The following is a 25,134-nucleotide window of genomic DNA, read 5'->3' on the forward strand; positions in this document are numbered from 1 at the left end:
ATGTACGGAGTGCTTAGTGGAGTACTACCGTATCACCGCCATCATGCAGGAAAACGGGATTGGTGATACGCAGTCCACCCAGAAATAATATTCCGACAGATATCAATGCTGTTGCTGCCATCAGCATGGTCATCGGAACGGGCGACGTTGCATGGAACAAACTGGCTACTGTAGATGCCAGTCCGCCGATACCCATCTGCAATGCCCCCATCAGCGCAGCAGCTGTACCTGCGTTCTTTTTAAACGGCGCGATACTCAGTGCAGAAGCATTCGGATTGGCAAATCCCAGACAGCTCAGATATAAGAACAACATGATAATTGTTGACGTCAGCCCGAACCATCCAAAGTAACTACCCGCAAAGAAGATGATACCGATGATTGCCTGTCCGATGAGCGCAATACGGATGATCTGCTCACTGCGGAAATAGCGTAAGGTCAGACTGTTCAGCTGACTGGAGCCGATAAAACCGACAGACAAACCGGCGAAGATCCAGCCAAAATGTGTTTCAGACACATGGAAGATATTCATAAATACCACCGGAGAAGACGATACGTATACAAACAGGCCGGAGAATGCAAATGCGCCGGTCAGTGCATAGGTATAGAATTGTGGTTCCCGCATTACGGCCCAGAATCCATTAATGATAGGACCCGGTTTCAATGACATGGAGGTATCTGGCTGGTGACTTTCAGGCAGAAAGGCAAAACAGGCGATCATCAGCAATAATCCCATTCCACCGAGTACGATAAAGATGGCCTGCCAGTTCCACGCAGCTGTAATATACCCTCCAATGGTAGGAGCCAGCATAGGAGAGGCACCTACTACCAACATGAGTAATGCAAAAACTTTCGCACTGTCTTTTATCGGGAACAGATCGCGTACCATTGCTACAGAGGCTACAGCCGCTGCGCAGCTGCCGATGGCCTGAATAAAGCGGAGGAGTACAAAAGACTCCAAAGATCTGGCTGCAATACATCCTGCGGATGCGATCAGGTAGACGATCAGTCCGGCATAAAGAGGTTTCTTTCTGCCAAAACGGTCCAGCAGGGGACCATATAGTAATTGTCCCGCAGAGATACCGATAAAGTAACTGGCGAGTGATAATCCGATACGTTCTGTAGGCACATGCAGATCTTCTGCTATGGCCTGATATCCGGACAGATACATATCTATTGAGAATGGCCCTAAGGCGGTCATTGTTCCCAGAATTAAAATCAGGGACCAATACTGCCGGGCTGGCATTGTTGCTTCCATTAATCAGTATTTGAGTGTGCAAAGCTATTTAAACATATCGGGAAATCCCAATTTCCCTATCGCATGATAGGAATAAGGATGTGGAAGCTGGTGCCCTCATTGACGATGCTGGTGGCGAAGATCTTTCCGTGGTGGTTGCTGACCACTTTTTCGCAAAGTGCGAGACCGATGCCGGTACCGGCGTAAACGTCGCGGGTATGTAATCGTTGAAATATGGTAAAGATCTTTTCCGCATAGCGTTGTTCGAAACCGATGCCATTATCTCTGACGATGATTTCATACCAGTTCCATGATGGATTCAACTGTGGATGCGTGGAAATTGCTGTTGCGGTAACAGGATGGCCGCTGATATTGATTGTCGGAGTAACGTCCTGCCGGGAGAATTTGATAGCGTTACCGATGAGGTTGAAAAAGAGTTGCCGTATTTGTAGCGGTACGGCGGCTATCTGCTGCAGGGGCGAGACAGTCAAAATTACCTTTTTTTCTTTAATGGCAAGTTCAAAATCTTCTTTTACTTCTTCTATGATAAGATTGAGATCAGTGAGGACAAAAGTATTTTCTGCTTTGTCCAGTCGGGAGAAGTTCAGCAGATCATTGATGAGGGCTGTCATTCTGTTGACGGACGCGTCTATCTTATTCAGGTATTTACGGGTGAAGATATCGGCTGTATGATCGGTTCTGTTCTGAAGGATATCGGAGAATATTTTGATCTTTCTCAGTGGTTCCTGCAGGTCATGACTGGTCACATAGGCATACTGCTCGAGGTTATTATTGACCTTTTCAAGGGTTTTATTAGCTTCCTGCAATTCTATATTGGCAATACTGAGTGCGCGGGTTCTTTCATTGACCAGCCTTTCCAGTTCCTGCTGGCGTTGCCGCTGTTCGGTGACATCCTGCGTGATACCTATCGCCATATGGGGTTGACTGGCATCGTCGAGGAAGATTTTTCCGGAAGTATGCATGATGCGTTTCTCACCTGTCCGGAAGTTCGTCAGCTCATATTCTACATTGATAATCCTGTCAGACCCGGGTTGTATTGCACGTTGAAAAGCAGCAGTCAGAATAGACGGATCTGTGATACAGGCGGTGGCTTCTTCAAGGGTGATGGTTTCACCCGGTGAGGCGCCAAACCATGCCTGTATGCGTTCAGCGAGTACGGCTTCTCCGGTCTGCAGATTTATTTTCCAGTCACCCAGTTTGGCTACTTCTATGGCATTCCGCAGGTTTTCTTCTGCTTCTGCGAGCAGCTGCCGGGCTTTTACCTGTTCAGTGACTTCCATAGCGGTGTTCATGACCGCATAGATCTCACCCTGTTCATCCCGGAGGGCCTTATAGGTAAAATTGTAGTAAGTGGGTGACAGTACGCCATCCCGCATCAGCATCACTTTTTCCTCTATGGCTTCGTATGTTTCGCCGGTTTCGTATACTTTGTCAAGGATATCGAAGAATGGTTGTCCTTCCAGTTCGGGTACAGCTTCCCGGAAGGTTTTGCCAATTACAGATGCATCTTTTTCCCATGCTTGCAGGATGGCATCGTTGACGGTGCGGATCCGTAATTCCCTGCCAACATATATACCGATAGGCGTCGGGGAATGGGCGACAAAGCTTTTGAACTGCTGTTCGCTTTGTTCTGCTTTCCTGCGCTGCATAACAGAAGATGTGACATCGATAGCGTGTACCAATATCTGTATGACCTTGCCTTCTGCATCGCGGATAGGCTGATAAATAAAATTGAAGAATATGGGTTCCCGTACACCGGTGCCTTTACGGTCGAGGCCTACTTCTATTTCGTGGCCGATGAAGGGTTGTCCTGTGCGATATACATCATCCAGTAGTTCGAAGATACCCTGATCTGCCAGTTCGGGTAGCGCTTCCCGGATCGGTTTACCCACGATACTGCGTTCTATACCGATCGTTTCCATATACAGCTTATTTGCCAGTATATACACGTGTTGAGGACCGCTGAGCACGGCAATGACTGCCGGTGTATCCATGAGCAGCTGGTAAAAGTTTTCCCGTTCAGCAGCAGATTCCTGTGTGACAGGACGGGACTGGGGCATTTGTATTGCAGTGGGTGTTGTGCGCTGCGAATATTCGATCACCATCACAATTGTGCGGGCGACGAGCCGGATAAAATGCAGTTCTGCGGGAGTTGGCTGACGTCCGGATTTATAACTGATTTCAAAACTTCCGAGGGCATTTCCTTGTTTTCCTGTCAGCGGGGTAGTGCAGCACACAGTACCCGGATGAGCGGAGGCTTGTCCCACCAGTGAAATAGTCGCGATCATTTCCCCGTCAGACTGTTGCATCCAGGTAATAATGTGCGTAAGTATCTCCTGTAAAGGGATGCCTGCTGCAAGCATTTCCATAACATCTGTCTGATGTTGCAGTAGTGCTTCTAGCCGGAGCGTCTCCCCGGATTGTTCGCGGTGTTCGTCATGCTGATGAAGGGATGTCTGCTCATTTACGGTGCTGCTCATAGTATCAGGAACGTGGCTTGACGTGTTCTTGAAATAAAGATAATGGAAAAATACTGGCATTACTCTTGTCTTGATCATCAACAATATCAAACCCCGAATTTTTATATGTTACGTGAAATACCCGGGCAACGAAGCCTTAAAAAAAATCTGATGCTGGCCTCATCAACGGCCTCGGTGGCGGGAATGACAAATGTGGTGGGTGTACTGGCTTTTCTTTCTTTTGTATCCAATATTACGGGCCATGTGGCGACGCTGGCGGGAAAGCTTACAGAACAGAATATGGAGGAAGTGTATACGGTGGCTTATTGGTTGTTCATGTTCTTTTCGGGGCTTTTGTCTCCAATTTTATTGTCCGGTCTTTCGATTACAAGAGCACTTATTTTGCACACGGGATGCCGATCGTATTGGAGATCGTGATTCTGTTGGGTGTGGCAGTTTATGGAAATGATGTATATAGCGGTAGTGAGTTCCAACGGGAAGCGACTACCGGTGCTGTGTTATTTTGTATGGGGCTCCAGAATGGATTGGTATCCCGTATTTCCGGAGGATTGATCAAGACTTCTCACCTGACAGGTATGGTGACTGATCTGGCGTCTGAATTGTCTGAATTGGTGCATCCGCACGCGGAGACGACGCGTGCATTGAAGGAAAAGATCTATATCCGTCTGACGGTGATAGGCTTCTTCATTTTAGGGGGGATATTGGGAGGATTGTTGTTCAGTATGATCGGTATGGTTACTTTTTTTATCATCCCGCTGGTATTGATAACGATACTGTTGTATGATGTGTATCCGGTTATCCTTCACCGGATGTTGAAAAGCTTCAAATAACGATCTGCAGCTGCGGTCAGTTGTGTATCTCAGATTGGTAACTTACACTGCGTTTCGATAAGGCTCTGATGCTGCTTAGGTAAATGAAAGATAAAATATAAACCGGGGATCTGTTATTCACAGAAAAGGAAATTTCCTATTTCGTTTTAAGCTCAATTTTAGCCGTTTTTAGCCCTTTGCTTTTTACCTCGATTCTAATATTGCCCGGGTGCTCATTAGCTCTTAAAATGACCAATGCATGCCCTTTGTAGCTATTTATTGCATGTTGTTGGAAGCTTGCGGGACAATCCGGACAGGCATTACCCGCAGCGGCGAGGGAACCATTTCCGGTGATGCTGATTTGTAGGGGCAGATTTGCGTCGGGTACTGCTCTACCCTGATCATCAATAATTTCCACCTGCACATAGGCGAGTGAGCCGTTACCGGCGGTAATTTCCCGTTGGTCAGCAGTCAGTCTGATGGCTACAGGGTTGTTAGCGGTTGCAATAGATCTGACGCCGACTTCATTGCCTTTGGCATCATAGGCAAACGCCGTTAATTGGCCCGGTGCGTAAGGTACATCAAAGGTGACGGTCAGCGGTGTGCTGTCAGACACTTCTTTTGTCGCTACCCTGAAATCATTGAGAATCAGGTCGATTTTGCTGGCGCGTGTAAAGACCCTGACCTGCATGTTTTTTCCGTTCATACCCCGCCAGGTCCATGAGTCGGATTCATCCGGCCATCCCCAGCGACTTACTTTTCCTTTTTGCCTTCTGGAACAGGTGTATGTACGAGTATCTCTACCGGACTATTCCGCCAGACTACATCCCGATAAAAGGACTGTGGTTTTTTATTGCCGATGAGGTCTATATCGCCACAAAAAGCATTGATCCATGGGAAGGTGCGTCTGCCCTGACCAGTACCGGTATAGGTGGAATGTCCGATACCGGCTTCGCCAAGATAATCCATAGCAGTCCATACAAAGTCACCGATGACAAATGGCAGTCCCTGCACCTGATTCCAGGTATCGTAGAGGTCAGCCGGCAGTGTTTCTGTACCGACAATTACGCGGCCGGGTACACGTCTTTCGTCGAGTGCGTAGTTTTTCCACTGGTAATTATAACCTGCCACATCCAGCAGGGCAAATACCGGATCTGCGGCCTGCCACTGATAGGGACGTTCCCAGAATTCGGGTACTGCTTCTGTGATAGCGCGGGTGGTATCATACCGGTGTACTGCCCGGATCATCTCCCGGGTAATGGCCAGTCCTTCCTTATCAGCCCTTTCCGGAATTTCATTGCCAATGCTCCACATGATAACGGAAGGGTGGTTCCGATCGCGCAACAAAACGCTGCGCAGGTCCTGTTGCCACCATTGAGCAAAGAAACGGTGGTAATCCTGCGGATGTTTTTGTTCTGTCCACATGTCAAACAGTTCGTCGATGACCAGCATACCCAGACGGTCACAGGCTTCGAGAAATTTTTCAGATGGGGGATTGTGACTGGTGCGGATCGCATTAAATCCGTTTGCTTTCATTAGTGCTACTTTCCGTTCTTCTGCCCGGTCAAAGGCAGCTGCGCCCAGAAGGCCGTTATCGTGATGCAGGCAACCACCTTTCAGCAATATCCTTTCTCCATTGAGCAGGAACCCTTTGGCTGCAGTGATACTGATGCGGCGGATACCGGTAGGGTAACTCAACGCATCTAATACCTTTTCTTTGGCGGTTTTAACGGTGTCAGAGAGCCTGATTTCGGTTGTATAGAGATAGGGTCTGGAAGGAGACCAGAGTGCCGGATTCAGCACCGTAAGCTGCTTTATGAAGGTGACAGTGTCTTTTGCTTTTGTCTGAACAGACTGCGCGGCAGTAGCAACGACCTGACCACTGCTATCTCTCAGACTGATCTCGACTATTCTGCCGGCGCTGTGCTGACTGACCACTGCCGCTGATACCTGCACGATGGCTTTACTTTTTCCTGCTTCCGGAAAAGTGATGAAGGTAGCTTCCCTGACCAGCTGATCTGCCGGTAGCACTTCCAGATGTACGTGGCGGTAAATACCGGCGCCGGTGTACCAGCGGGAATTGATGCCTTCGTTTTTCACTCTGACAGCCAGTACGTTCTTTTTACCCGGTGCTGTCAGGTAGGGTGTCAGGTCATAGGTAAAGGGCGTATACCCATAAGGGTGGTTACCAAGATGATGTCCGTTGATCCAGACATCACTGTCCATGTAAACGCCCTCAAACCGGATAGCGATGGTTTGTCCGGCGGGAATAGCCGGCAAAGCAAACGACTTCCGGTACCAGCCGGTTCCACCTACGACATAAGCACCGTGCTCCTGTGCAGGGCTGTATTTGTAGAAAGGTCCGATAATGGTGCTGTCGTTTTGTCCGGGGAGATCTTCTATCGCCCAGTCATGTGGCAGGTGCAAGGTTCTCCAGCCGGTTTCCGGGAAGTCAGGTTTTTCTGCTCCCGGCAGACTATCCTTTTTAAAAAGCCAGTTATCATCGAGTAACTGCTCACGGAGTAGTGGCAGTTTTTTTGTTTGTCCATAGGCAGCTAAAGAGAGCAAAAGGCTACCCATCAGCAAAAATTTTTTCAGACGCATGAAATTTGATCTTTTTCTTTGTCAGCAAGCATTTCGGCTATTTGCCGGGAAGCATGGCCGAAAGTTATTTCAAAAAATCTGATAATTTTTCTGAAAGTTTTTTGGCTAAATGAAAAAACTGTATACCTTTGCAATCCCAAACATCGAAAGCGATGGCAACAAAGCAAAGATGTTTAGTCGGGTCTCGGGGCGTAGCGTAGCCCGGTATCGCGCCTGCTTTGGGAGCAGGAGGTCGCAGGTTCGAATCCTGCCGCCCCGACTGAAAAAGGAAAAGGATAACAGCAATGTTATCCTTTTTTATTTTGTAGAGGGCTGTGTGTTTTGAAAAGTGAGAATTTCGGGGCGTAGCGTAGCCCGGTATCGCGCCTGCTTTGGGAGCAGGAGGTCGCAGGTTCGAATCCTGCCGCCCCGACCCGGAAAGGAAAAAGGAGATCAAGTAATTGGTCTCCTTTTTTGTTTTTCAGGTATATTTGGTTTCGTATAATCCAGAGTATGGAAAAAATCAGTATCCAAAATTTCGCAGGGATTAAAGAGTTGGACTTTGAGTTTAAGTCTATCAATATTCTTATTGGTCCACAGGGAGTTGGGAAGAGTGTAACAGTAAAATTTCACTACTTCTTCAGGAATTTCTTTCAGGAGTTGGCAAGGAATATAATTTTAGAAGAATCAACAGAAGATCTGGATAGAATACAAAGAGATAGGTTTGTTGTATTCTTTCCCCGGCATACCTGGCCTGAAGGCGATTTTAAAATCACCTATTCTCTTGATGAGGTCCAACTTAATCTGGAGAAAAAAGAAGGTGAGATTCAATTCTATTATTCGGAGTATTTAAAAAGTGCAATCAGCAAAATAAAAGCTGCGTATAAAGAAGAAGTTACCAATCTGAAAAGTCTTGGCAAAATTAGCGCATCGGTTGAAAGAGTCAGCGAATTAATCAAAATACATATCCATGAATATTTGTCATACAATCAACTTTTCATACCTGCGGGTAGAAGTTTCTTTGCAAATATTCAAAGTAATATTTTCTTTTTATTAAAGGCCCAGAGTCCACTGGATCCTTTTCTAATTGAATTTGGAGCTACATATGAGGACTTTAAACGTGTATATAAGCACGAACAAATTAAGGGTAAGGATAACTCTTTTGATGAAATTATTGCGGATATATTAAATGGTGATTATCTAAGAGAGGATGATGAAGATTTCCTCGTACATAAAGATCATCGTAAGGTTATCTTGTCGAGTACTTCTTCCGGACAACAGGAAACACTGCCATTGATTGTTTTTTTATGGGTATTATATTACGGAATGTATAGAGACGCTACCATATACATCGAAGAACCTGAGGCCCATTTATTCCCTGATGCACAAAAGGCGATTACACAGTTGTTGGCGAGGCTTTTTAACAATAGTGAGCATCGTTTTCAGATATTTGTGACTACTCATAGTCCCTATATATTATCCTCTTTTAATAATTTATTGGAAGCTGGGAGAATATCAGAATTAATGCCTGAAAAAGCAAAACAAATTGCAGAGATTGTACATGAAGAAGAGCAATTGAAATCTGGGCTGTTAACTGCATATTCTATAAATAACGGTAAAAAAGACGATCTCATAGATCAGGAAACTAATCTCATCACTCAAACAATATTAGACGGTATTTCAAACGATATTGCAATTGAATTTGGAAAACTTTTAGATATCGAGTTTTGATGAAAAATTGTAGGTTAACGTCAAAGAATAAGATTTTTACTTTCGAAGAACAAAGAAGCAAACTCATTTTAAAAAATAGAGATGAGGTTGAGTCTGTTAAAATTCATGTTGATGGTTGTGAAATAAATGAGGGATTAAGATGTGATTACCTGCATTTGGCTAAAGAGATTGAATTTTACATAGAATTAAAGGGGCAGGATCTGCATCATGCGATTAAGCAATTGAAGCAGACTATAAATAAACTTGGTACTAAAAACAAGGAGCAACAAAGGGTTTGTTATATTATTTGCACAAGAAGCCCATTAGCATCAACTGAAATACAAGAATTTGCCCGGGAGTTTAGGCGAAACTATAATTCCAGATTAGTGATCAAGTCTAGTCCTTATACAGATAGCTATTAAGCGTGTAATGCATAGCATAAAGGTTACTCCCAATCATACCCTCCTCCTGCCAGCTCTCTTTTATCAACATCATACCTAAACTCCACCCAGTGCTCATCATAATTACCATCATACGCCACAGCCAATCCTGACACCACGTTTCCATGAACATGTAAATCTTTCATTCCGCTCCATGAAATACGCTCCGTGTCCCAACACGTTCCATCCACTTCGATTACAGTTAATGACATTCTCTCTTGTAACACCATTCTCCCATCTTCCAGTATAAATAGATTTTCAACATCACATCCGCATAATTCAATTACTGTTTCCCTGTCCGGATGCATGACATAGCCGGTTCCTCCTGAGATGACTAAAACATGCTCCGACTGCAGCAATGGATATATACCATTAAAATCCGTCTCACCGGGAGCAAAGTTAGCTACCCAGTCAGTACCATCAGATTTGAAAAATTGCACCGGAAACCCCACGGAATAGAAAGTATCAGGTATCGCAACAGGCATAGGGCCATATACAGGCAGGGCGTCTAAAATTTTATACCGCATGATTTAAAAATAAGTAAAAAGCCTGAGGGGATATCATATCCACTCAGGCTGAATGATCGTTTGATGGGCAGAATAGTTATACGTTATTATTGAGCAAGCTCCGTTACTTTTGACACCTGCTTATACACTACTTCATCAAGCACAGCAAAGTGTTCTTTGCCACATTTGATTTTTTGTTTTTCGCTTTTTAGTAACTCCTGCCCTTCGCTTTTTGTTTCTGCAACAAAATATATTTTCTTTTCATCTTTAAATACTACTGCCCAATCGGGATTGTAGTTTCCTATTGGCGTTGGTATTTTGAACCAGTTTGGCAACTTGAAATAAAATTCGATATTCTCGCTTGTCTCGCAATCTTGCGCAAACTGACTTTCTACATGACTGTCAAGCGGAATGTATTGCTCATAAATGGTCTTTTCCTGTGCATTTACAGTATATGTGAAGTTGTCAAGATAAACTTCAAAACCGTCATCATCAAATAATGCCGTTTCATAAATTTTACCACCGATCTTCTCATATTTAATGCCGTCAATCATTAAGTCATACAAGACACCTTTTATAGCACTTGTTGCATTATCCATAAACATCTGAGGGTTGATAAGCACCTCATTTATCCGCCCGGATTCCTTCAGGATCTGTAATATAGTGTCTCGTGTCAGTTCTGTTTTACTTTGTATGTAAGCCAGTATATCAGGAATTTCGATTTTGCTTCCCTCATCGTCCAATGCACTATTGCTCAGAAGTTGTCCTGAAACCCCTTCATCAGTTAGCAGAACTTTCAGTTTGGTGCTTCTCACTGTCGGTTTAACAGTTGCAGGCATTTCCTTTACAGCTTTGCCTGCTTGTTCTATTAAGACGGGTGTTTGATAGGAGACATTGTATTGGGTGCGATACCGGATCTTGTCCCATATCTGCAAAAACTTAGTATCAACTTCAAATCCCTTTCTATAGTTGACTTTCTTGCGTTCTGCTTTATTTTTAATACGGTTTGCAAAGTTTACACCGCAATCTTCCTCTATTTCCTTCTGTAAAGCTTTCGCAAAGTCTTCATAGCTTTCATTTGCAATTACAGTCAGTTTATTGGTGTTCCGGTCATGTATTCTTTGGCCATTCTGGTCAACACATAAGCGTAAACCCCTTCCGATTTCCTGTCGTTTTTTTATTTCAGATCTGGTTTCATTGAGTGTACAGATTTGAAACACATTGGGGTTATCCCAGCCTTCACGGAGTGCGGAATGGCTGAAGATAAAACGTAATGGCGTATTTATATCAAGCAGCTTCTCTTTATCCTGCATGATGAGCTTATAGGTATCATCATCAGCTTGTGTTTCGCCACCTGTATCCTTTATTTTGCCTTTATTGTCCTGTGAAAAATAACCGTTGTGAATTTCATCTGCGGCATAAGGAATTAAACCGGAAAAGGCTGGTTTCCGTATTTCGTGTTGATAGATTTCTTCAAACCATTCAGCATATTTCCCTTTCAATGGATTACCGCTGGCATCATAATCACGGTAGTTCTTTACTTTGTCGATAAAGAATAAAGTTAAAACCTTGATACCTTTCGGTTTGTAGAACTTCTCTTTCTTTAAATGCTCTTCAACGGTTTTTTGGATCATATAGCGGAATACCTCATTGTGCAATCCGCCTTGTGTCTCTCCAATAGTAAGCATCTGGCCATTGGAAAGTGAAACAACCTGATTGCTGACATCGATCTCCGTTACTTTCAAATCCTGATAAATATCTCTTTCGCCTGAAAGCTTATATAAATCAAATTTATCTCTGTCAACCGTTACAGATTTTCGTACTACCCCTTTCGGCGTATTTACATCAATTTTAGTTTTGCGGCGATTTTATTCTTTCCGACGGACTGAATTTTCTCTACCTGCACGAATGCATCGTTCATGGCGTTATCGCTCACCACCGAATCCACTTCTATTTGCTTTACTAAACCAAGATCGTAAGCCTTTACAGGATTAAGCGAGTACATCAGATTGTAAAGATTGGTATGTGTGGCCGAGTATCGGAGTGTACAAAGCGGATGTAGATTTTCAATCGCTTTTTTACGGATTTCCGTTTCCATGTTTTGTGGTTCATCCACAATTACAATTGGGCGGGTGCTTTGAATAAATTCGATAGGTCTTTTTCCAGTTGTTCTGTCGATGGTTTTATTGATAATGTTTTCGTCTTTAGCAAATGCATCGATATTCAGTACCAGAATCTGGATAGCGGAGACTGAAGCAAAACTCCGCAAATTAGAAGACTTTTTGCTATCATAGATAGCAAAATTGATGGTTTCGTTGTCATAGATCGATTGGAAATGCTCACTTGTGATTTGTAGGTTTTTAATTACCCCTTCACGAATGGCAATAGAAGGCACAACTACCACGAACTTTTTGAAGCCATACAATTTATTAAGCTCGTAGATTGTCCTCAGATACACATAGGTTTTTCCGGTACCTGTTTCCATCTCTACGGAAAAGTTCATTCCCTGTAAATCCTGAACGCTATCTTTTATCTGATTCCGTTGCTGTATATTTTTTACGTTTTCGAGAATTTGCTCTTCTGATAACAGCAGGCGGTTTCCTGAGCCGTTTTCAGACAACAAAGATCCTACTAAAGAATACGAAAACTCAAAGTCACTACCGCTTACCGGTTGTCCTTCAAATATGTCGGTTATCGCTTTAATGGCGTCTAATTGATATTCCTGGTTGCTGTCAAAATGGAGTTTCATTCATTAATCAATTCAAGGGTTCGCTATGCTGTCAAAGCCTTTAATACCTGCAATCCTCTGCATATAGCAGGTGAACATTGCGCTTATATTGTTTTAAGATCAATGCCTGCATTCTTCATTTGCAGAACGGTATTGGTTTTTAACTGATCATTGTCTTTGAAAAGAATATCAAGCGCAATCACCTTTTTGGGCGTAAAGAAATGATGTTATCAACTGTTGCCTGATTGATGTCTTCTATGGCGATCAGTAACTCGCCATTTTTAATACTATAAAAGTTGCCTGTTTTCTCGACTTTGTCGGTCAGTGTATAACCAGCTTTCAGCATTAATTCAAACACCATGTTGTCCTGCGTACTGTCTTCCAGTACCGGATTGGTAAACATCTCTAACTGTTGCACCAGATTTCTTCCGTGATGTCGCCTGTTCGCCAGATCTTGAAATTGGAGGGAGATAGTTTGAAGAACTTAAAGCCCAGATCAACAGGTATTACTTCCTGCTCCTGTGCATTACTGCGTTCTTCTTCTATTTTTTTTATTACCCGGCGGATACGCTCGCTGCTTATATCAGCTATATTTTTATAACCTGCTTTATAGGCTTCGCTGTTGTTGTCGCAAGGTTCAGGAAGTTGAACCATAATGAATTTACATTTATTATGCGTTTCAATATTAAACTTAATGACAGCATGTGCTGTTGATGAAGACCCGGAGAAGAAATCCAGAATTATATCGTCATCTGCTACCGCAAGCTTTAGCAATCTTATGATTAAAGCTGTAGGTTTCGGCGTATCAAACAGATTATCCTCAAAAAGATCCAGTACCTCTTTTTTTCCTTCTTTATTTGAAGCTACATTGTCCCAGTAGTTACTGGTTGGCTGTCCTTTGCTTTCAAAATCGTATACAACTCTTTGAGGTATGCCATCATTGTTTTTACCGAAATAGACTCTTCCTTCTGCAATAATTTTTCGTAACTATCATACGGATAGGCAAATAACCTTTTATGCTTTTTACCGGAAGGAGTTGTTACTTCATATTCATAACCACCTCCGCTCAAGCCTTTAGAAACGGTAATCGGAACGGGTCTCCACTTGCCCTCCGGAAATTCATCAGTAGGTTCATTATAGCTCTTATTAATATACTCCTGCGAGATAGATTCCGGCTGCAATGTTGCCTGACTGCTCTTGGCGTAGGCCAGTATATTCTCCCTGAATGGCTACATTTTTTGAGTCGCTGGATATTTCTTTTTTTCTTTTCCACATGATGGAGGTGATATAATTTTCCTCCCCGAAAATTTCATTCATAATCATTCTCAGATTATGTACTTCGTTATCATCAATGTGTACGAAAATTACACCATCTTCACGTAACAGGTTTTTAGCCAGAAACAGACGAGGATACATCATGCTCAGCCAATTGCTGTGGTAATGTCCGTTGTCCTTGCTGTTCTTGCGGAACATCCCTTCTTTCATCAGATAGCCTTCTTCGTCTTTATCACCGACCGTTTTTCGTATTCAGCTTTGCTTTCTTTAAAACTATCAGGATAGACAAAACTATCATTACCTGTATTGTAAGGTGGATCTATAGCGATGCACCTGATCTTTCCGTAATAGCTTTTCTGCAATACTTTCAGTACTTCGAGATTTTCTCCCTCGATGAAAATATTGTCTGTCGTATCAAAGTTTACTGATTTTTCGGGTTGCGGTTTAAGTGTGGCAGTAGTAGGGATCTGCAGTACTTTAAAAGCATCACTTTTCCCGCCCAGTTCATTACATAACGTTCGTTATTAGTATTAATATCGGTCGAAAATGTTGCTTTGAACTTTTCAATATCAATCTTTCCCTCTGTGAAAATTTCTGGAAAATCCGCTTTCAGTTTTGCTATTCTTTCTTGTAGTATGTTTAATGACTCTCCGTTCATTTTTTCTTCTTTTTAAAAGTTCAACTTTTTTTCGGCTGCTTTAAAGCTTCCTGAGCAAGGTCTTCATGCTGCACTTCTTCGGCCAGCTTATCGCTTAACCAGGCCAATAGCAGCTCGTCGGCCTTTACATTGTAGTATTTTGCGAAAGCAAGTACCTGTTCTTTATTAGGTTTTCTTTCATCCCGCTCAAATTTGCTCAGAAGCGCAGTATCCATTTCCAACACTGCTGCCACTTGCCGGAGCAGTAATCCCTGCGCTTCCCGGAGTTCTCTCAATATTTGACCCAATGTATTCAATGGACTTAAATTAGACTTGTCAATAATTGTCCAAAGATAACGATTAAACAGAGATTTTGTTGGGAGCGGATAAGGGGCTCGTACGCGTTAGGGCTCATCAATTATATCTTTTCCCCGTCAGGGTCCGGGTGTCAATATCGTACGTAAAAGGGACGAATTCGTCTTCATAAGGGGCATCGAATGAGATCGCCTGTCCGGTTATGATATGCCCATTGACAGCCACATCCACGAATTTCCAATAGGAAATACGGCCTGTTTCCCAATAGGAGCCATCAGGGTCCATAATGCTGAAACGACTCGTGCCTTGTAAGATAATACGGCCGTCTTCCAATGGAAAGGCGCCGTCATAATACTCCCCAAAGATCTTGATGGGAGATGTGTTATCCGGATGCATGATATAACAGGTCCCGCCTGCAATAACGAGTACATTCTCTGAATCTCTGAGCGGCAGTACCGTATTAAACCGGGAGGATCCCGGAGCAAAATTCCCTACCCAGTCGGTTCCGTCCGATTTGAAGAAACGCACGGGAAAACCTGCTGAATAGTAAGGAGTGCCGCTTCGGGCGATAGCGACTGGCATAGGTCCATATGGTGGCAGGTATTCGAGTATTTCGTAGCGCATAAAGTAACAGCAATAAAAAAGCCTGTACAGCGTCGTAATAACACCATACAGGCTCTAATGTATATAAAAGTCAGGTTATTTACCTTCTGAAGTCGCTAATTGCCATTCCGGACGGATAAAGTGACAGGTGTATCCAAAAGGATGTTTCTGCAGGTAGTCCTGATGTTCTTCTTCTGCATCCCAGAAATCGGAGGCAGGCACTACTTCTGTCACGATAGGATTTTTATAAATACCGGCAGCATTCAGTTCTTTGATCAGCTCGAGTGCTGTCTGCTGTTGCGCTTCATCCAGATAAAAGATAGCGGAACGGTAAGAGGTACCGATATCATTACCCTGCCTGTTGCGTGTGGTCGGGTCGTGAATCTGGAAGAAGAATTCCAGCAATTTACGGTATGAAAGCAGATTAGGATCAAACTCAATTTTGATGCCTTCCGCATGACTACCATGGTTACGGTATGTTGCGTTGGGTACCTCTCCTCCCGTATAACCTACTACAGTTTTGCTTACTCCGGGCAGTGCACGGATGAGCTCTTCTACACCCCAAAAACAACCACCGGCGAGTATTGCAGTTTGTATTGACATATAATCTATTTTGGCTGTTAAGCGCATCTTTTGTGCCAGATAGCACTAGCCGTCATTTTAGCAGAAACGGATGCAGTAAAGGGCTGTTTTGTCAGGAAATCCCCTATAACAGCTCAATCGCCTCAGCGATCCGGCAGGCCTCTATAGAATTCTTTACATGTAGTTTCTCAAGGATATTCTGGCGATGCCGGCTGACGGTATTCACGCTGATCGACAGTTGTGTGGCTATTTCCTTACTGCTTTTACCATTTCTGATCAGCTGTAACAGCTGTTTTTCCCGGAAAGAAAGGATCGTGCTGAAACGTTTGTTATCTGTAGTGATCACCTGTCCAGTACCGGTATTCACGATCATTCCCTGATATTGGTCAGAAAGCTGCGGATTGCCGGCAAAGTTGTACAGACACAAGGCAAGGTTAATACTACCATTGCTATTACTATGCAGATAGAACATCCGATGCTGAACAGCCACGTACTCTCCATTCGCATCCTGCATCTGCAGATAACTGTTCACCTGATAATCACAGCGCTCCGTGACCGGCACACCCCCGACCAGATGAAAGAATTTCAGTTCGAGTAAATGCTTTTCCAGCAGATGATCCGGCTTTATCCTGTTAAAGATCTCGCCTTCCCAGATGGAATCGATCTCTTTCATCACAGGACTCGCAGCAATGCCCAAAGCAGGTGCTATTTTGCCGGTATATATGTAACTTTTATTGTTCTGCAGATCGCTTAAAACGCTGATGGCATTTTCAACGCGGGCATACATAGCAGCAATCGACTGGCAATATGCCAGCGCAGCTGCGGTATCCTGACCGGCAAAATTCTGTTGCAGCAGATTGGTATTGAGTTTCTCTAGTACATTCATCTCTAAAGTATGGTTATTTTTAACCATTGTGCGGTATCTGGCGGGACTCTACCTTTGTAAAGGTAACTATTAAACATGGTTATTTGTCTTTCAAAAACTTATAATATCTAATAAATGAAGAGAATTATTTTAGGGCTGCTCATGATCACCGGTATGCAGGCCGCTTCCGCGCAAACGCTTGAGAAAATGCAATGGTATAACGAACCTGCTGAATGGAAGATCAATAATAAAACATTTACCATGTTTGTTACTCCTCAGACAGATTACTGGCGTATTTCTCACTACGGTTTTACGGTGGATGATGCGCCTTTCTATTACACAACCTATGGTGGTGAGTTTGAAGTGAAAGTAAAACTGACAGGTAATTACAAAGCAAGATTTGACCAGATGGGACTGATGATCAGAACGGATCACCAGAACTATATCAAGAGCGGTGTGGAATTCGTAGATGGTAAACTCAATGTCAGCACCGTTGTAACACACACCACAAGTGACTGGAGCGTGACGCCGCTCGATAAAGTACCCCCTTTCATCTGGATCAAAGCAATCAGAAAACTGGATGCCGTTGAGTTCTACTATTCATTTGATGATAAGAACTATATCATGACACGTAATGCGCCTTTACAGGATAACCATCCGGTGATGGTGGGACTGATGGCTGCCTCTCCCGACGGACAAGGATTCGAAGCTAAATTTGAAGAATTTACCGTGAAACATCTTCCTGATCAGCGTCGTGTGATCTGGCTGAAAAATCATGCAGAATAATAAGGCATCAGCTACTCAGTATAATGAGTAAATAAGCCGTCCGCGGAAAGCAGGACGGCTTATTTTTTTCTCAATTCCTTTTAGGGATGCGTGTATAACTGATATACCAGCGTGCCGGAAGGAGGTACTCCAAACCCGCCATCAGTATATCCTAACGCTACCAATGTGCCATTTACCGGATTGGTATCGGCATCACTCACAATCTCAGCGTTCGCCAGTGTACTCCAGGCTACAAACTGACCGGAAGGTGTGTACCAGGCATAGTTCACGATGGCAGGTTGTACTTTCTGCTCCTGCGTTGGTGAAAATGAACTGAACAGCAATAACATCGCAAAAAGCGGCAGTGAAAGAAGGGCTTTCAAGTTTTTCATGTGTAGTCATATTAACGATTAACAAATAGGGGGTATATCCTTTTAAAGATAACAAACAATTGATAGAAATACACTGCTTTTTATCCGCTTACTCAGCCATTAAAACATTGTCTGTCCTAAACGTTTAATAGTCATTCATATCTATTAACATGCTCTTAGCATTTTTTGCAGTACCTTAATGTGCAAGGGACTAATAACCTATGTGGAAATCAAGGCAATGACTATAAGGGTCATTATATGTGCTGTAGCCCCCGGAGAATCAATTGAAACTTAAACAATACACTTCCTGTACCGCTGTGAAAGCCATTCTGAAATATCTGCTGATCATATGGCTGATTGTGTGGTGTGTGTCTGTAAAGGCACAGCAGAAGGACTCATTGTCCGTTGGAAGTATATCAGGGGTTACCTTTGATTCTACGCACAATTATGTACTCAAGAATACGAGTATATCGGTCTATAACGCCAGCAATGAACTGCTTACATTTAGTCTCAGTAATACACAAGGCGAATTTTCGCTGCCAAAGCTACCACTCAGACAAAAACTGAAACTGGTCATCTCCTACCTCGGCTATGCGACATGGACCAAAACACTGCAGCTGGAAGCTGATAAGCCCTTAACCGATCTGCATTACATCAACCTGCTACCGGAAAATACAGCCCTGAATGAAGTGGTCGTCACCGCCCCTCCGCCTGTACGCATGAATGGAGATACGCTCGAGTTCAATGCAGACGCTTTCGCACTGGATAAAAACGCCGTCGCAGAAGAACTGCTGATCCGCCTGCCCGGTGTTGTATTGTGGTCAGACGGCTCGATTACAGTCAATGGAAAGACCGTATCACGGGTACTGGTGGATGGCAAGCCGTTTTTCGGAAATGAGGCTGCTATAGCCACGCAAAACATCCCTAAAAACGCAATCGGGAAGATACAGGTCTATCAGAAGACGAAGAAAGACGAACAGGCCAGTCCCCATGATTCCATTCCTGAAATAAACATCCAGCTGAAAGAGGACAAGCACGAGGGACATTTTGGCGAACTCTCCGCCGGATATGGCTCCCGCAGGACCTATGAAAGCAATATGAATATGAACTTCTTTTCTCCCCGCACACAATGGGGACTGTTCGGTATCGCCAATAATGTGAATAAAACTGCCGGCGGTATTACCGACCTGCTACTGAATACCGCATTCAGAAGCCTGAAAGGAGATATCGATAACCAGCCGGATTTCGGTAAAGGCGGATTGAACCAGTCGCTCGGTGCCGGTGTATTCTATCATCACGACTTTAAACATGATGGGCGTGGACCAGCCTATCTGCCCTCTGAAGTAGGCGCCGATTATTTTCTCAAAAGAGACAGGAATAATCATCTTACAGATATCAGTAGTCTGACTACTTTGGGTACCGACAGCGCAATCATCCAGAAAAGTAAGGTTACCGTCAAGGATAATCAGATCAACCATCAGTTGAATATCCACCAGATAGAATTACGTACCGGAAAGAATATAGAACTGGCAGTAAAACCTTCACTGGCCTACACCACCTATGACAATGTCACCAGTAGTCATGCCAGCAGCCTGTCTACTAAAACAGGCTTACAGAGTGTCAGCAGCGTGGAATCAGAAAGTCATGCCCGCAATACGCATCTGGGTATCAATGCACGGTATTCGCACGATCTCAGTAATAATACATCCTTGTCGATGGCTTATTCCATCGATTATAACCGTGACGAAAATAACAGATATAGTAAATCCATTTTTACCTCTTTTGCCGATGCCGGTGATAACCAATACGTAGAACGGAAAGCCCTCAATACAAGAGCTGATGTGATACACCGTATGGATGCAGCATGGATTAAACTGGCCCCACTCCTGTTTGGGCGAGACAATTTTCTGTCTACCATCCACATCGATGTGGAGAATGGATTGGAATATAGCTCACAATCGGCTGATAATGTCGCGTTGGACAATGACACTACAGCAAAGCATTTCATATCCGATCCCTATCTGACCTATCACAGCAGATATAGGGTGATCAATGAGAATCCCGCTGTCAAACTGTCCCGGACTTTCGAACGTACGCTGGAAGATAAGTATACGAAATCCCTTTCTGTTTACCTGAATCTGCAGCAGCAGATCTACATACAGCAGAACACCTCTTCTCATACCTTCCGGCAATTTGATAGAAACTACCACCGTTTTGTTCCTTCTGTCAGTTTATCATATGAAAATGATCAGCTGAACCGCTTCAGTAATAGTTATCATCTGGGCTTTAAACGCTCATTCGAATATGCGACTGTAGATATGTTATATCCTATTGTAGATAGTACCAATTTCTACTACCTGATGGAAGGTAATCCGGATCTGACGCCTGCTGAAACAAGAGAGTTCAATTTCCGCTATAATCACAACAGCAGTAGCATTGAGTACGGACTCGTAGTGACCGCCACTACAACAGACAATTTCTTTGCAGGCAGTTCCTATATCAATGAAAATGGTACGACCATTACCAAAATTATTAATCTGGATGGCCGGCGTAACATTGAATTGCGGGGAGAAGTACAAAAGCCCCTGCGGCTCAGGAATGGCGATCAGTTGCAGATAGCAGAGGTACTTTCCTTTGCAAGGTCACGTAATCCGAATTACCTTGTCAGGAATGATGAACAACAGGATGTGATGAACATTTCATACGGGAGTCAGCTGAGGAATAAAATTACCGTGTATTTCATCCATCTGGATAGGCTGGCATTAAACCTTTCTCAAAACGCCCGTTATTACCTGTCCAAACAGCGTGGCTTCAATGATGCCCGTGTCAGCTCTTATGAGTACAATACCTCACTGAGCGTTGGTTATACACCCACCAGAAGATTTACCATCAGCAGTAATATTACCAGCAATTCAGTGGTATCGTCTGCTGCGGACCCCGTTACTTTCACCATCTGGAACCTGAGTGCTGCCTACCGGCTGCTTCCGGGTAATAATCTGGAGCTGAAATTTTCTGCACTGGATCTGCTGGGGCAGAACAGGAGTATCAATAACTATGGCAACAACTATGTATTGACACAGGAATCCCACAATGTGCTAAGACAGTATTTTATGCTGACCCTTACTTATTTTCCACGGAAGTTCGGGAGCTGAAAAACTCCACAAACTCAGGTAATATATCGCTGCTGCTGCCCTTCAACACATATCCGTTCTTCTTCTCTCTTGCGATCTCTGAAAAGTAATTACTGTTGGGGTTGATGTCTATGATCATGCCCTGTCTGCTTAGTACCGTTTCTACTATTCTTCTGGGCAGGTTCGTAGCGCCGGAGGTACCTACGATCAGGAGTAAACCGGTCTCTTTTGCCGTACGGAGAGAACTGTCCAGTTTATAGTGCTTTTCATCATAGTATTCGTCAAACCATAATACATGCGGACGCAGATAATTGCCACATTTAGGGCATTTCAGCAAGTCCATGTCATCATCTGTCAGTTCCTGTCCCTTTTCAAAATGGATGTCAGGAAAAGGGTAAAAATCCTTGCTACACTCATCTCCACAGCGTGATTTATCCAGTGTGCCATGGATAAAATAAGTCTTTTCCGGCGCAGATAGCGCCCTGGTATGCAGGCCATCCACATTCTGGGTGATCAATTGAAAACGGTCGCCAAAAATGTCTTCCAGCTGTTTAATAGCAAAGTGTCCTGCGTTGGGTTCGGCTTTGGAACAAAGCGTCTTGCGGTAAAGGAACCATTTCCATACTTCCATGGGTTTACGCCAGAACATTTCATAGGTACCCATTTCCTGTGGGGTATAATTTTCGGAGCCTACCGTCCAGAAACCATCTTTATCCCGGAAAGTGGGAATACCGCTATCCGCCGAAAGACCGGCTCCTGTTAATACGGTCAGTTTTCTTGATGCAGACTGGAAGCGGGCAAGGAGCTCCTGTAAGGTTGGGTCTAAATATGTCATCGTTTTCGGGCTAAAAATGCGCAATCAATAAGGAAAGGTAGGATAAATATTTCTTTTGTTTAATCTTCATCAGGAAGATGTACCCCTCTGAGAAGATACAGTAACTTATTAAAAAGGCCACGAACTCACAAAAATCTTTTTTAAGTTGGATAATCCTATATTAAAGCAGATGGCGGGCGCCCTGTGATCAGTCTGGCGTCTTTTGCAAAGTGTGAAAAATCGGTATAGCCATAGTCCTCACAATAGAATTGATAGCCTTCTTTTTTATACGCCTTTAACGCATTTTTAAAACGGATGATCTGCTGACTATATTTAGGCGTGAAACCCACATATTGCAGGAAATCCCTTCTTGCAGAAGAGTAGCTGATCCAGTTGTTTTTGCAGATGGTTTCAATTTCTTTTTCTCCTTTGAATTGCAATGTATGAAACGAACGCATGATACGGTGTAGTCTTTCCACTTTGTATAAATGCGGAAGGTCGTGTATTCTTTGAAGTAAGCTATGTTGGAACAGCTGTATACGTGTCTCAAAATTACAGGCCGATTGTATCTGTTCTTCCAGCTGATTGTCTTTCCACAGATAGCTGAACTCCGCCTGCGTATTCTCAAAGAAACCTGCAGCCTCTCTGAATAACAGGGGTGAGATACCGGATCTTAATTTTACAAAGAAAGTATGCATACCGCCACAGTAAGCACCGGTATATAATGTGGATATCTGCCCGAGAAGCGCTGCCTGTTGATGAATAATGGGCGTATCAGTGCCATCTTTGACGGAAGTCCATGGGTGACAGTTAATATTGAAAGCAATTAAAGTGTTGACAGATGGAAGTCCGTTGATATAGAAAGTAGTCGCCTGCGGAGCCAGTTGAATTTCAAAATAATAATCAACATACGTCCTGAAAATTCCTTCAGGGTATGCAATTTTGAAAAAGTGTTGCTGTGCATCTTCTGTCAATAACTGTCCTTGCTGCGACATGATACTATTGTAATTTACTGAGATATTCTGTACCTAATCCGGATATGAAATAGCGTGCTTTTTTATTTTCCAGCAGTTGTTGTGTCCAGTTGACAAACCCGCCGTCTGCAATGGCTATTTCCATTCCCTGATGATCAATGATCGCTTTGTACTGTATGCCCTGATAGTAGGCATTGGGTGAAGCATCTTTGTCTATCGTTACCGGGAATTGTGCGCGGGTGGCTTCCGTTATTGCAGACAGCAGGTGTTCCTGCTGTGGATAACCTGTTCTGGGTTGTAATTTAAAATAACTGACGGCCACGCCAAATACCTCCCGCAGCACGCGCTGTATTGCATGGAAATGATCGATAACAGCATTTATTTCAAAGGCATAACTACCGGTATCCATACCCGCGCTTACACAACATGCAATGGCGAAATGCGGACTATATCCCTTTATCTCCACAGGAGGTGTACGCACATGTCTGTGGGTTGTACAGTATTTGACCGTCTGCTGGTCCGGGTGTTGTTTTTGCTGACTGGCAATGTGGATAGCCATCGCATTAGTCGCATCAGATAACACTTCGGTGCCTCTGGTGGCACTGATGATCTTTTTCTGGTTCACCGTACCCAATACCGCCGATGTACCCAATAATGATACGGGAGATAGTGCTATGGGCGCAAATGCAAGTTCTTTCAGTACATGCAGTGCGTGAAGTTCCTGACTGCGCAGTTGCAGGACATCTGCCTCTGCCGGTTGAACGAAACGGTTGGTACTGTACTGACGCAAGAGATCTGCTGGCTTCATCTGTGCCGTTTTCCGCTGAAAGACTTCCAGTAAGAGAGAGTTCAGTTCAGAACCTGTCAGCTGATCTGCCAGTAGCTGTACCAGATCGACGCCTGCTTTCTGCGTTATTTTATCCAGAATTGCCTGCATGTTATATGTTTAGTAAAGCATAGAAATGTTCGTCAGATAGTTCGTGCTGTTTCAGGACCGCTTTTCTTTTAATCCCTTCCAGTATAAACCCGTTTTTCTCCAGTGCTCTGGCAGAATAGCTGTTATAAGCAAAGACACCGGCAAATATTCTGCTGATGCCATATTGCTCAAAAGCATGTCTGCATACCATACCGATGGCAGCTGTCATAATGCCTTTGTGCCAGTATGCTTCTCCCAGCCAGTAACCAATTTCCGCTGAATGTCTGTATACATCACTTTGCGGTAACAGATTAATAACGCCTGCCAGTTCCTCCCTGTAAAGTATCGCCCGGCAATATCCCCATGCACCTTCCTGTGCCTTACTGATAAAGAATTGGGCATCTGCCGGTGTATAAGGATGGGGAAATACGTTCCTTAAGTTACGGGCAATATTGGGATTGTTGGCCAATATACTTAGCCGCTGCTCATCGCTGGCCTCCAATGCCCTTAAGGATACTTCATGCATGCCTGTTATCGTGATATTGTCATTCATACAGCAAAAATGCATCCTCCTATGATGATTTCTGGTGTAAGAATCTGCCAATATTGATAAAGTCTTAACAATAAAGCACGCATCATGATAAGAATAATTCGAATATTTCCTTTAATTTTCGCCCATAATTCATTTTAAATGCGAAACCAGCTTATCACAATGGCAGCATGTCTGTCAATTTTCTCATTCACTGCCTGCCAGCAGTCCCAAAACGCACAGAGTGCGGAGAATGACACCACCCAACAGGTAGCACCTGATACGACTGCTACTGTAGCGGAAACACCAGCAGCAGATACCAGCGCTGCAGCAGCCCTGACAACCGTAATGTCTGCCCCTGAAAAAGTAAAAGCAGGCAAACCTGTACTGGTTAAATTTACAGTAACCAACAATTCCGATAAGGAAGCTGAGTTCTGTAAATGGCACACGCCATTCGAAGAGAAATTCCTGAATTCCTTCTTCGATATTCAGGACAGCAAAGGCGAGTCTGTACAGTATCAGGGTGTAATGGCAAAAAGAATCATGCCTCCTCCGGCAGAATCTTTCATTAAAGTGCCTGCAAAAGGAACTGTATCTGCTGAGATTGACCTGACAAAAGGTTACAAGATCTCCGCTCCGGGTACCTACAAAGTTGCTTATCAGGGCGACGGTATCAGCGGTCTGACAAATGTAAACACAGTGTCTGTAACTATCGAGTAGTTCATCTTACTGATATAAGGCAAAAGGGGTGTTCATCATATGATGGACACCCCTTTTTACATGTACATCCTGTCTATAATTCGCTATAATAAACTGGCAATAAATTATATTTTCGTTCTTTCCCGG

Annotated in this window: 26 protein-coding genes, 2 tRNA genes and 2 pseudogenes; 8 read left to right on the top strand and 22 right to left on the bottom strand. The window is 43.8% G+C overall.

Annotated features, from left to right (window positions below; genetic code table 11):
* Positions 1–13: 13 nt before the first annotated feature.
* Positions 14–1,255, bottom strand: a complete 1,242-nt coding sequence (locus FEF09_RS23765; RefSeq protein ID WP_315898186.1) for a multidrug effflux MFS transporter — start codon at positions 1,253–1,255, stop codon at positions 14–16.
* Positions 1,256–1,311: 56 nt separating this feature from the next.
* Complete coding sequence (locus tag FEF09_RS23770; protein ID WP_186774492.1) at positions 1,312–3,735, bottom strand: PAS domain-containing protein; 2,424 nt, start codon at positions 3,733–3,735, stop codon at positions 1,312–1,314.
* A 183-nt stretch (positions 3,736–3,918) separates the two neighbouring features.
* Here FEF09_RS23770 and FEF09_RS23775 point away from each other — a divergent pair.
* Positions 3,919–4,565, top strand: a pseudogene (locus FEF09_RS23775) (YoaK family protein).
* Positions 4,566–4,701: 136 nt separating this feature from the next.
* On the opposite strand, the gene FEF09_RS23780 reads toward FEF09_RS23775, so the two are convergent.
* A complete protein-coding gene (locus FEF09_RS23780) occupies positions 4,702–5,250 on the bottom strand; it encodes a DUF4982 domain-containing protein (RefSeq protein WP_146307416.1) in 549 nt (182 codons plus the stop codon).
* A 47-nt stretch (positions 5,251–5,297) separates the two neighbouring features.
* Positions 5,298–7,148 carry a glycoside hydrolase family 2 TIM barrel-domain containing protein gene (locus FEF09_RS23785; protein WP_146307417.1) on the bottom strand — a complete coding sequence of 617 codons (1,851 nt, stop codon included), beginning with the start codon at positions 7,146–7,148 and terminating at the stop codon, positions 5,298–5,300.
* Positions 7,149–7,333: 185 nt separating this feature from the next.
* Between FEF09_RS23785 and FEF09_RS23790 the strand changes: the two genes are divergently transcribed.
* From FEF09_RS23790 to FEF09_RS23805, 4 genes are all read left to right on the top strand, one after another.
* Positions 7,334–7,407: transfer RNA gene (locus tag FEF09_RS23790), tRNA-Pro, on the top strand.
* 79 nt (positions 7,408–7,486) lie between these two features.
* A tRNA-Pro gene (locus FEF09_RS23795) sits at positions 7,487–7,560 on the top strand.
* A gap of 80 nt (positions 7,561–7,640) precedes the next feature.
* The gene (locus tag FEF09_RS23800) at positions 7,641–8,858 is read left to right on the top strand and encodes an AAA family ATPase (RefSeq protein ID WP_146307418.1); all 1,218 of its coding nucleotides are present in this window, start codon (positions 7,641–7,643) and stop codon (positions 8,856–8,858) included.
* The gene (locus FEF09_RS23805; RefSeq protein WP_146307419.1) at positions 8,858–9,259 is read left to right on the top strand and encodes a hypothetical protein; all 402 of its coding nucleotides are present in this window, start codon (positions 8,858–8,860) and stop codon (positions 9,257–9,259) included. Before FEF09_RS23800 ends, FEF09_RS23805 begins: the two co-directional genes overlap by 1 nt.
* Before the next feature lie 23 nt (positions 9,260–9,282).
* Here the strand turns inward: FEF09_RS23805 and FEF09_RS23810 are convergent, their stop codons facing one another.
* The 13 genes and pseudogenes from FEF09_RS23810 to FEF09_RS23860 form a co-directional block, all read right to left on the bottom strand.
* The gene (locus FEF09_RS23810; RefSeq protein ID WP_146307420.1) at positions 9,283–9,804 is read right to left on the bottom strand and encodes a hypothetical protein; all 522 of its coding nucleotides are present in this window, start codon (positions 9,802–9,804) and stop codon (positions 9,283–9,285) included.
* Positions 9,805–9,890: 86 nt separating this feature from the next.
* On the bottom strand, positions 9,891–11,528 hold the full coding sequence (locus tag FEF09_RS31775) for a hypothetical protein (RefSeq protein WP_222597093.1): 1,638 nt from the start codon (positions 11,526–11,528) through the stop codon (positions 9,891–9,893).
* Between the two features lie 95 nt (positions 11,529–11,623).
* On the bottom strand, positions 11,624–12,532 hold the full coding sequence (locus FEF09_RS31780; RefSeq protein WP_222597094.1) for a DEAD/DEAH box helicase family protein: 909 nt from the start codon (positions 12,530–12,532) through the stop codon (positions 11,624–11,626).
* Between the two features lie 178 nt (positions 12,533–12,710).
* Positions 12,711–12,929, bottom strand: a complete 219-nt coding sequence (locus FEF09_RS23820; protein ID WP_146307421.1) for a hypothetical protein — start codon at positions 12,927–12,929, stop codon at positions 12,711–12,713.
* Positions 12,917–13,165 carry a hypothetical protein gene (locus FEF09_RS33555; RefSeq protein ID WP_261387712.1) on the bottom strand — a complete coding sequence of 83 codons (249 nt, stop codon included), beginning with the start codon at positions 13,163–13,165 and terminating at the stop codon, positions 12,917–12,919. Before FEF09_RS33555 ends, FEF09_RS23820 begins: the two co-directional genes overlap by 13 nt.
* An 87-nt stretch (positions 13,166–13,252) precedes the next feature.
* A pseudogene (locus FEF09_RS34965) lies at positions 13,253–13,489 on the bottom strand (hypothetical protein); the annotation flags it as partial.
* Positions 13,375–13,692 (bottom strand): hypothetical protein, encoded by a 318-nt coding sequence (locus FEF09_RS31785; RefSeq protein WP_146307422.1) that lies wholly within the window; start codon positions 13,690–13,692, stop codon positions 13,375–13,377. The pseudogene FEF09_RS34965 and the gene FEF09_RS31785, both read right to left, overlap by 115 nt.
* Entirely contained in the window at positions 13,658–13,996 is a 339-nt protein-coding gene (locus FEF09_RS31790; protein WP_222597095.1) for a DNA methyltransferase, read from the bottom strand. Before FEF09_RS31790 ends, FEF09_RS31785 begins: the two co-directional genes overlap by 35 nt.
* A 211-nt stretch (positions 13,997–14,207) precedes the next feature.
* Positions 14,208–14,444, bottom strand: a complete 237-nt coding sequence (locus tag FEF09_RS23840; protein WP_146307423.1) for a hypothetical protein — start codon at positions 14,442–14,444, stop codon at positions 14,208–14,210.
* A gap of 20 nt (positions 14,445–14,464) precedes the next feature.
* Positions 14,465–14,740 (bottom strand): helix-turn-helix domain-containing protein, encoded by a 276-nt coding sequence (locus FEF09_RS23845; protein WP_146307424.1) that lies wholly within the window; start codon positions 14,738–14,740, stop codon positions 14,465–14,467.
* 97 nt (positions 14,741–14,837) lie between these two features.
* Complete coding sequence (locus FEF09_RS23850) at positions 14,838–15,362, bottom strand: hypothetical protein (protein WP_146307425.1); 525 nt, start codon at positions 15,360–15,362, stop codon at positions 14,838–14,840.
* 75 nt (positions 15,363–15,437) lie between these two features.
* Entirely contained in the window at positions 15,438–15,944 is a 507-nt protein-coding gene (msrA, locus tag FEF09_RS23855; protein WP_146307426.1) for a peptide-methionine (S)-S-oxide reductase MsrA, read from the bottom strand.
* A gap of 103 nt (positions 15,945–16,047) precedes the next feature.
* Complete coding sequence (locus FEF09_RS23860; protein WP_146307427.1) at positions 16,048–16,809, bottom strand: response regulator transcription factor; 762 nt, start codon at positions 16,807–16,809, stop codon at positions 16,048–16,050.
* 114 nt (positions 16,810–16,923) lie between these two features.
* Here FEF09_RS23860 and FEF09_RS23865 point away from each other — a divergent pair, with 114 nt between their 5' ends.
* Positions 16,924–17,574 carry a DUF1349 domain-containing protein gene (locus FEF09_RS23865; protein ID WP_146307428.1) on the top strand — a complete coding sequence of 217 codons (651 nt, stop codon included), beginning with the start codon at positions 16,924–16,926 and terminating at the stop codon, positions 17,572–17,574.
* 80 nt (positions 17,575–17,654) lie between these two features.
* On the opposite strand, the gene FEF09_RS23870 is transcribed toward FEF09_RS23865, so the two are convergent.
* Positions 17,655–17,945, bottom strand: a complete 291-nt coding sequence (locus FEF09_RS23870; protein ID WP_146307429.1) for a hypothetical protein — start codon at positions 17,943–17,945, stop codon at positions 17,655–17,657.
* 263 nt (positions 17,946–18,208) lie between these two features.
* On the opposite strand from FEF09_RS23870, the gene FEF09_RS23875 reads away from it, so the two are divergent.
* Complete coding sequence (locus tag FEF09_RS23875; protein WP_146307430.1) at positions 18,209–21,076, top strand: outer membrane beta-barrel protein; 2,868 nt, start codon at positions 18,209–18,211, stop codon at positions 21,074–21,076.
* Here the strand turns inward: FEF09_RS23875 and FEF09_RS23880 are convergent.
* From FEF09_RS23880 to FEF09_RS23895, 4 genes are all read right to left on the bottom strand, one after another.
* Positions 21,045–21,890, bottom strand: a complete 846-nt coding sequence (locus FEF09_RS23880) for an SIR2 family NAD-dependent protein deacylase (RefSeq protein WP_146307431.1) — start codon at positions 21,888–21,890, stop codon at positions 21,045–21,047. The two genes, FEF09_RS23875 and FEF09_RS23880, sit on opposite strands and share 32 nt — an antisense overlap.
* A 155-nt stretch (positions 21,891–22,045) precedes the next feature.
* Positions 22,046–22,864, bottom strand: a complete 819-nt coding sequence (locus tag FEF09_RS23885) for an AraC family transcriptional regulator (RefSeq protein ID WP_146307432.1) — start codon at positions 22,862–22,864, stop codon at positions 22,046–22,048.
* 4 nt (positions 22,865–22,868) lie between these two features.
* Positions 22,869–23,780, bottom strand: a complete 912-nt coding sequence (locus FEF09_RS23890; protein ID WP_146307433.1) for a hypothetical protein — start codon at positions 23,778–23,780, stop codon at positions 22,869–22,871.
* 1 nt (position 23,781) lies between these two features.
* Positions 23,782–24,312, bottom strand: coding sequence for a GNAT family N-acetyltransferase (locus FEF09_RS23895; RefSeq protein WP_222597096.1), 531 nt, complete (start codon positions 24,310–24,312; stop codon positions 23,782–23,784).
* Between the two features lie 138 nt (positions 24,313–24,450).
* Between FEF09_RS23895 and FEF09_RS23900 the strand changes: the two genes are divergently transcribed.
* Positions 24,451–25,008, top strand: coding sequence for a protease (locus tag FEF09_RS23900; RefSeq protein WP_146307434.1), 558 nt, complete (start codon positions 24,451–24,453; stop codon positions 25,006–25,008).
* Positions 25,009–25,134: the final 126 nt, after the last annotated feature.

Source organism: Chitinophaga pinensis (assembly GCF_007896845.1).
Classification (GTDB): domain Bacteria; phylum Bacteroidota; class Bacteroidia; order Chitinophagales; family Chitinophagaceae; genus Chitinophaga; species Chitinophaga pinensis_C.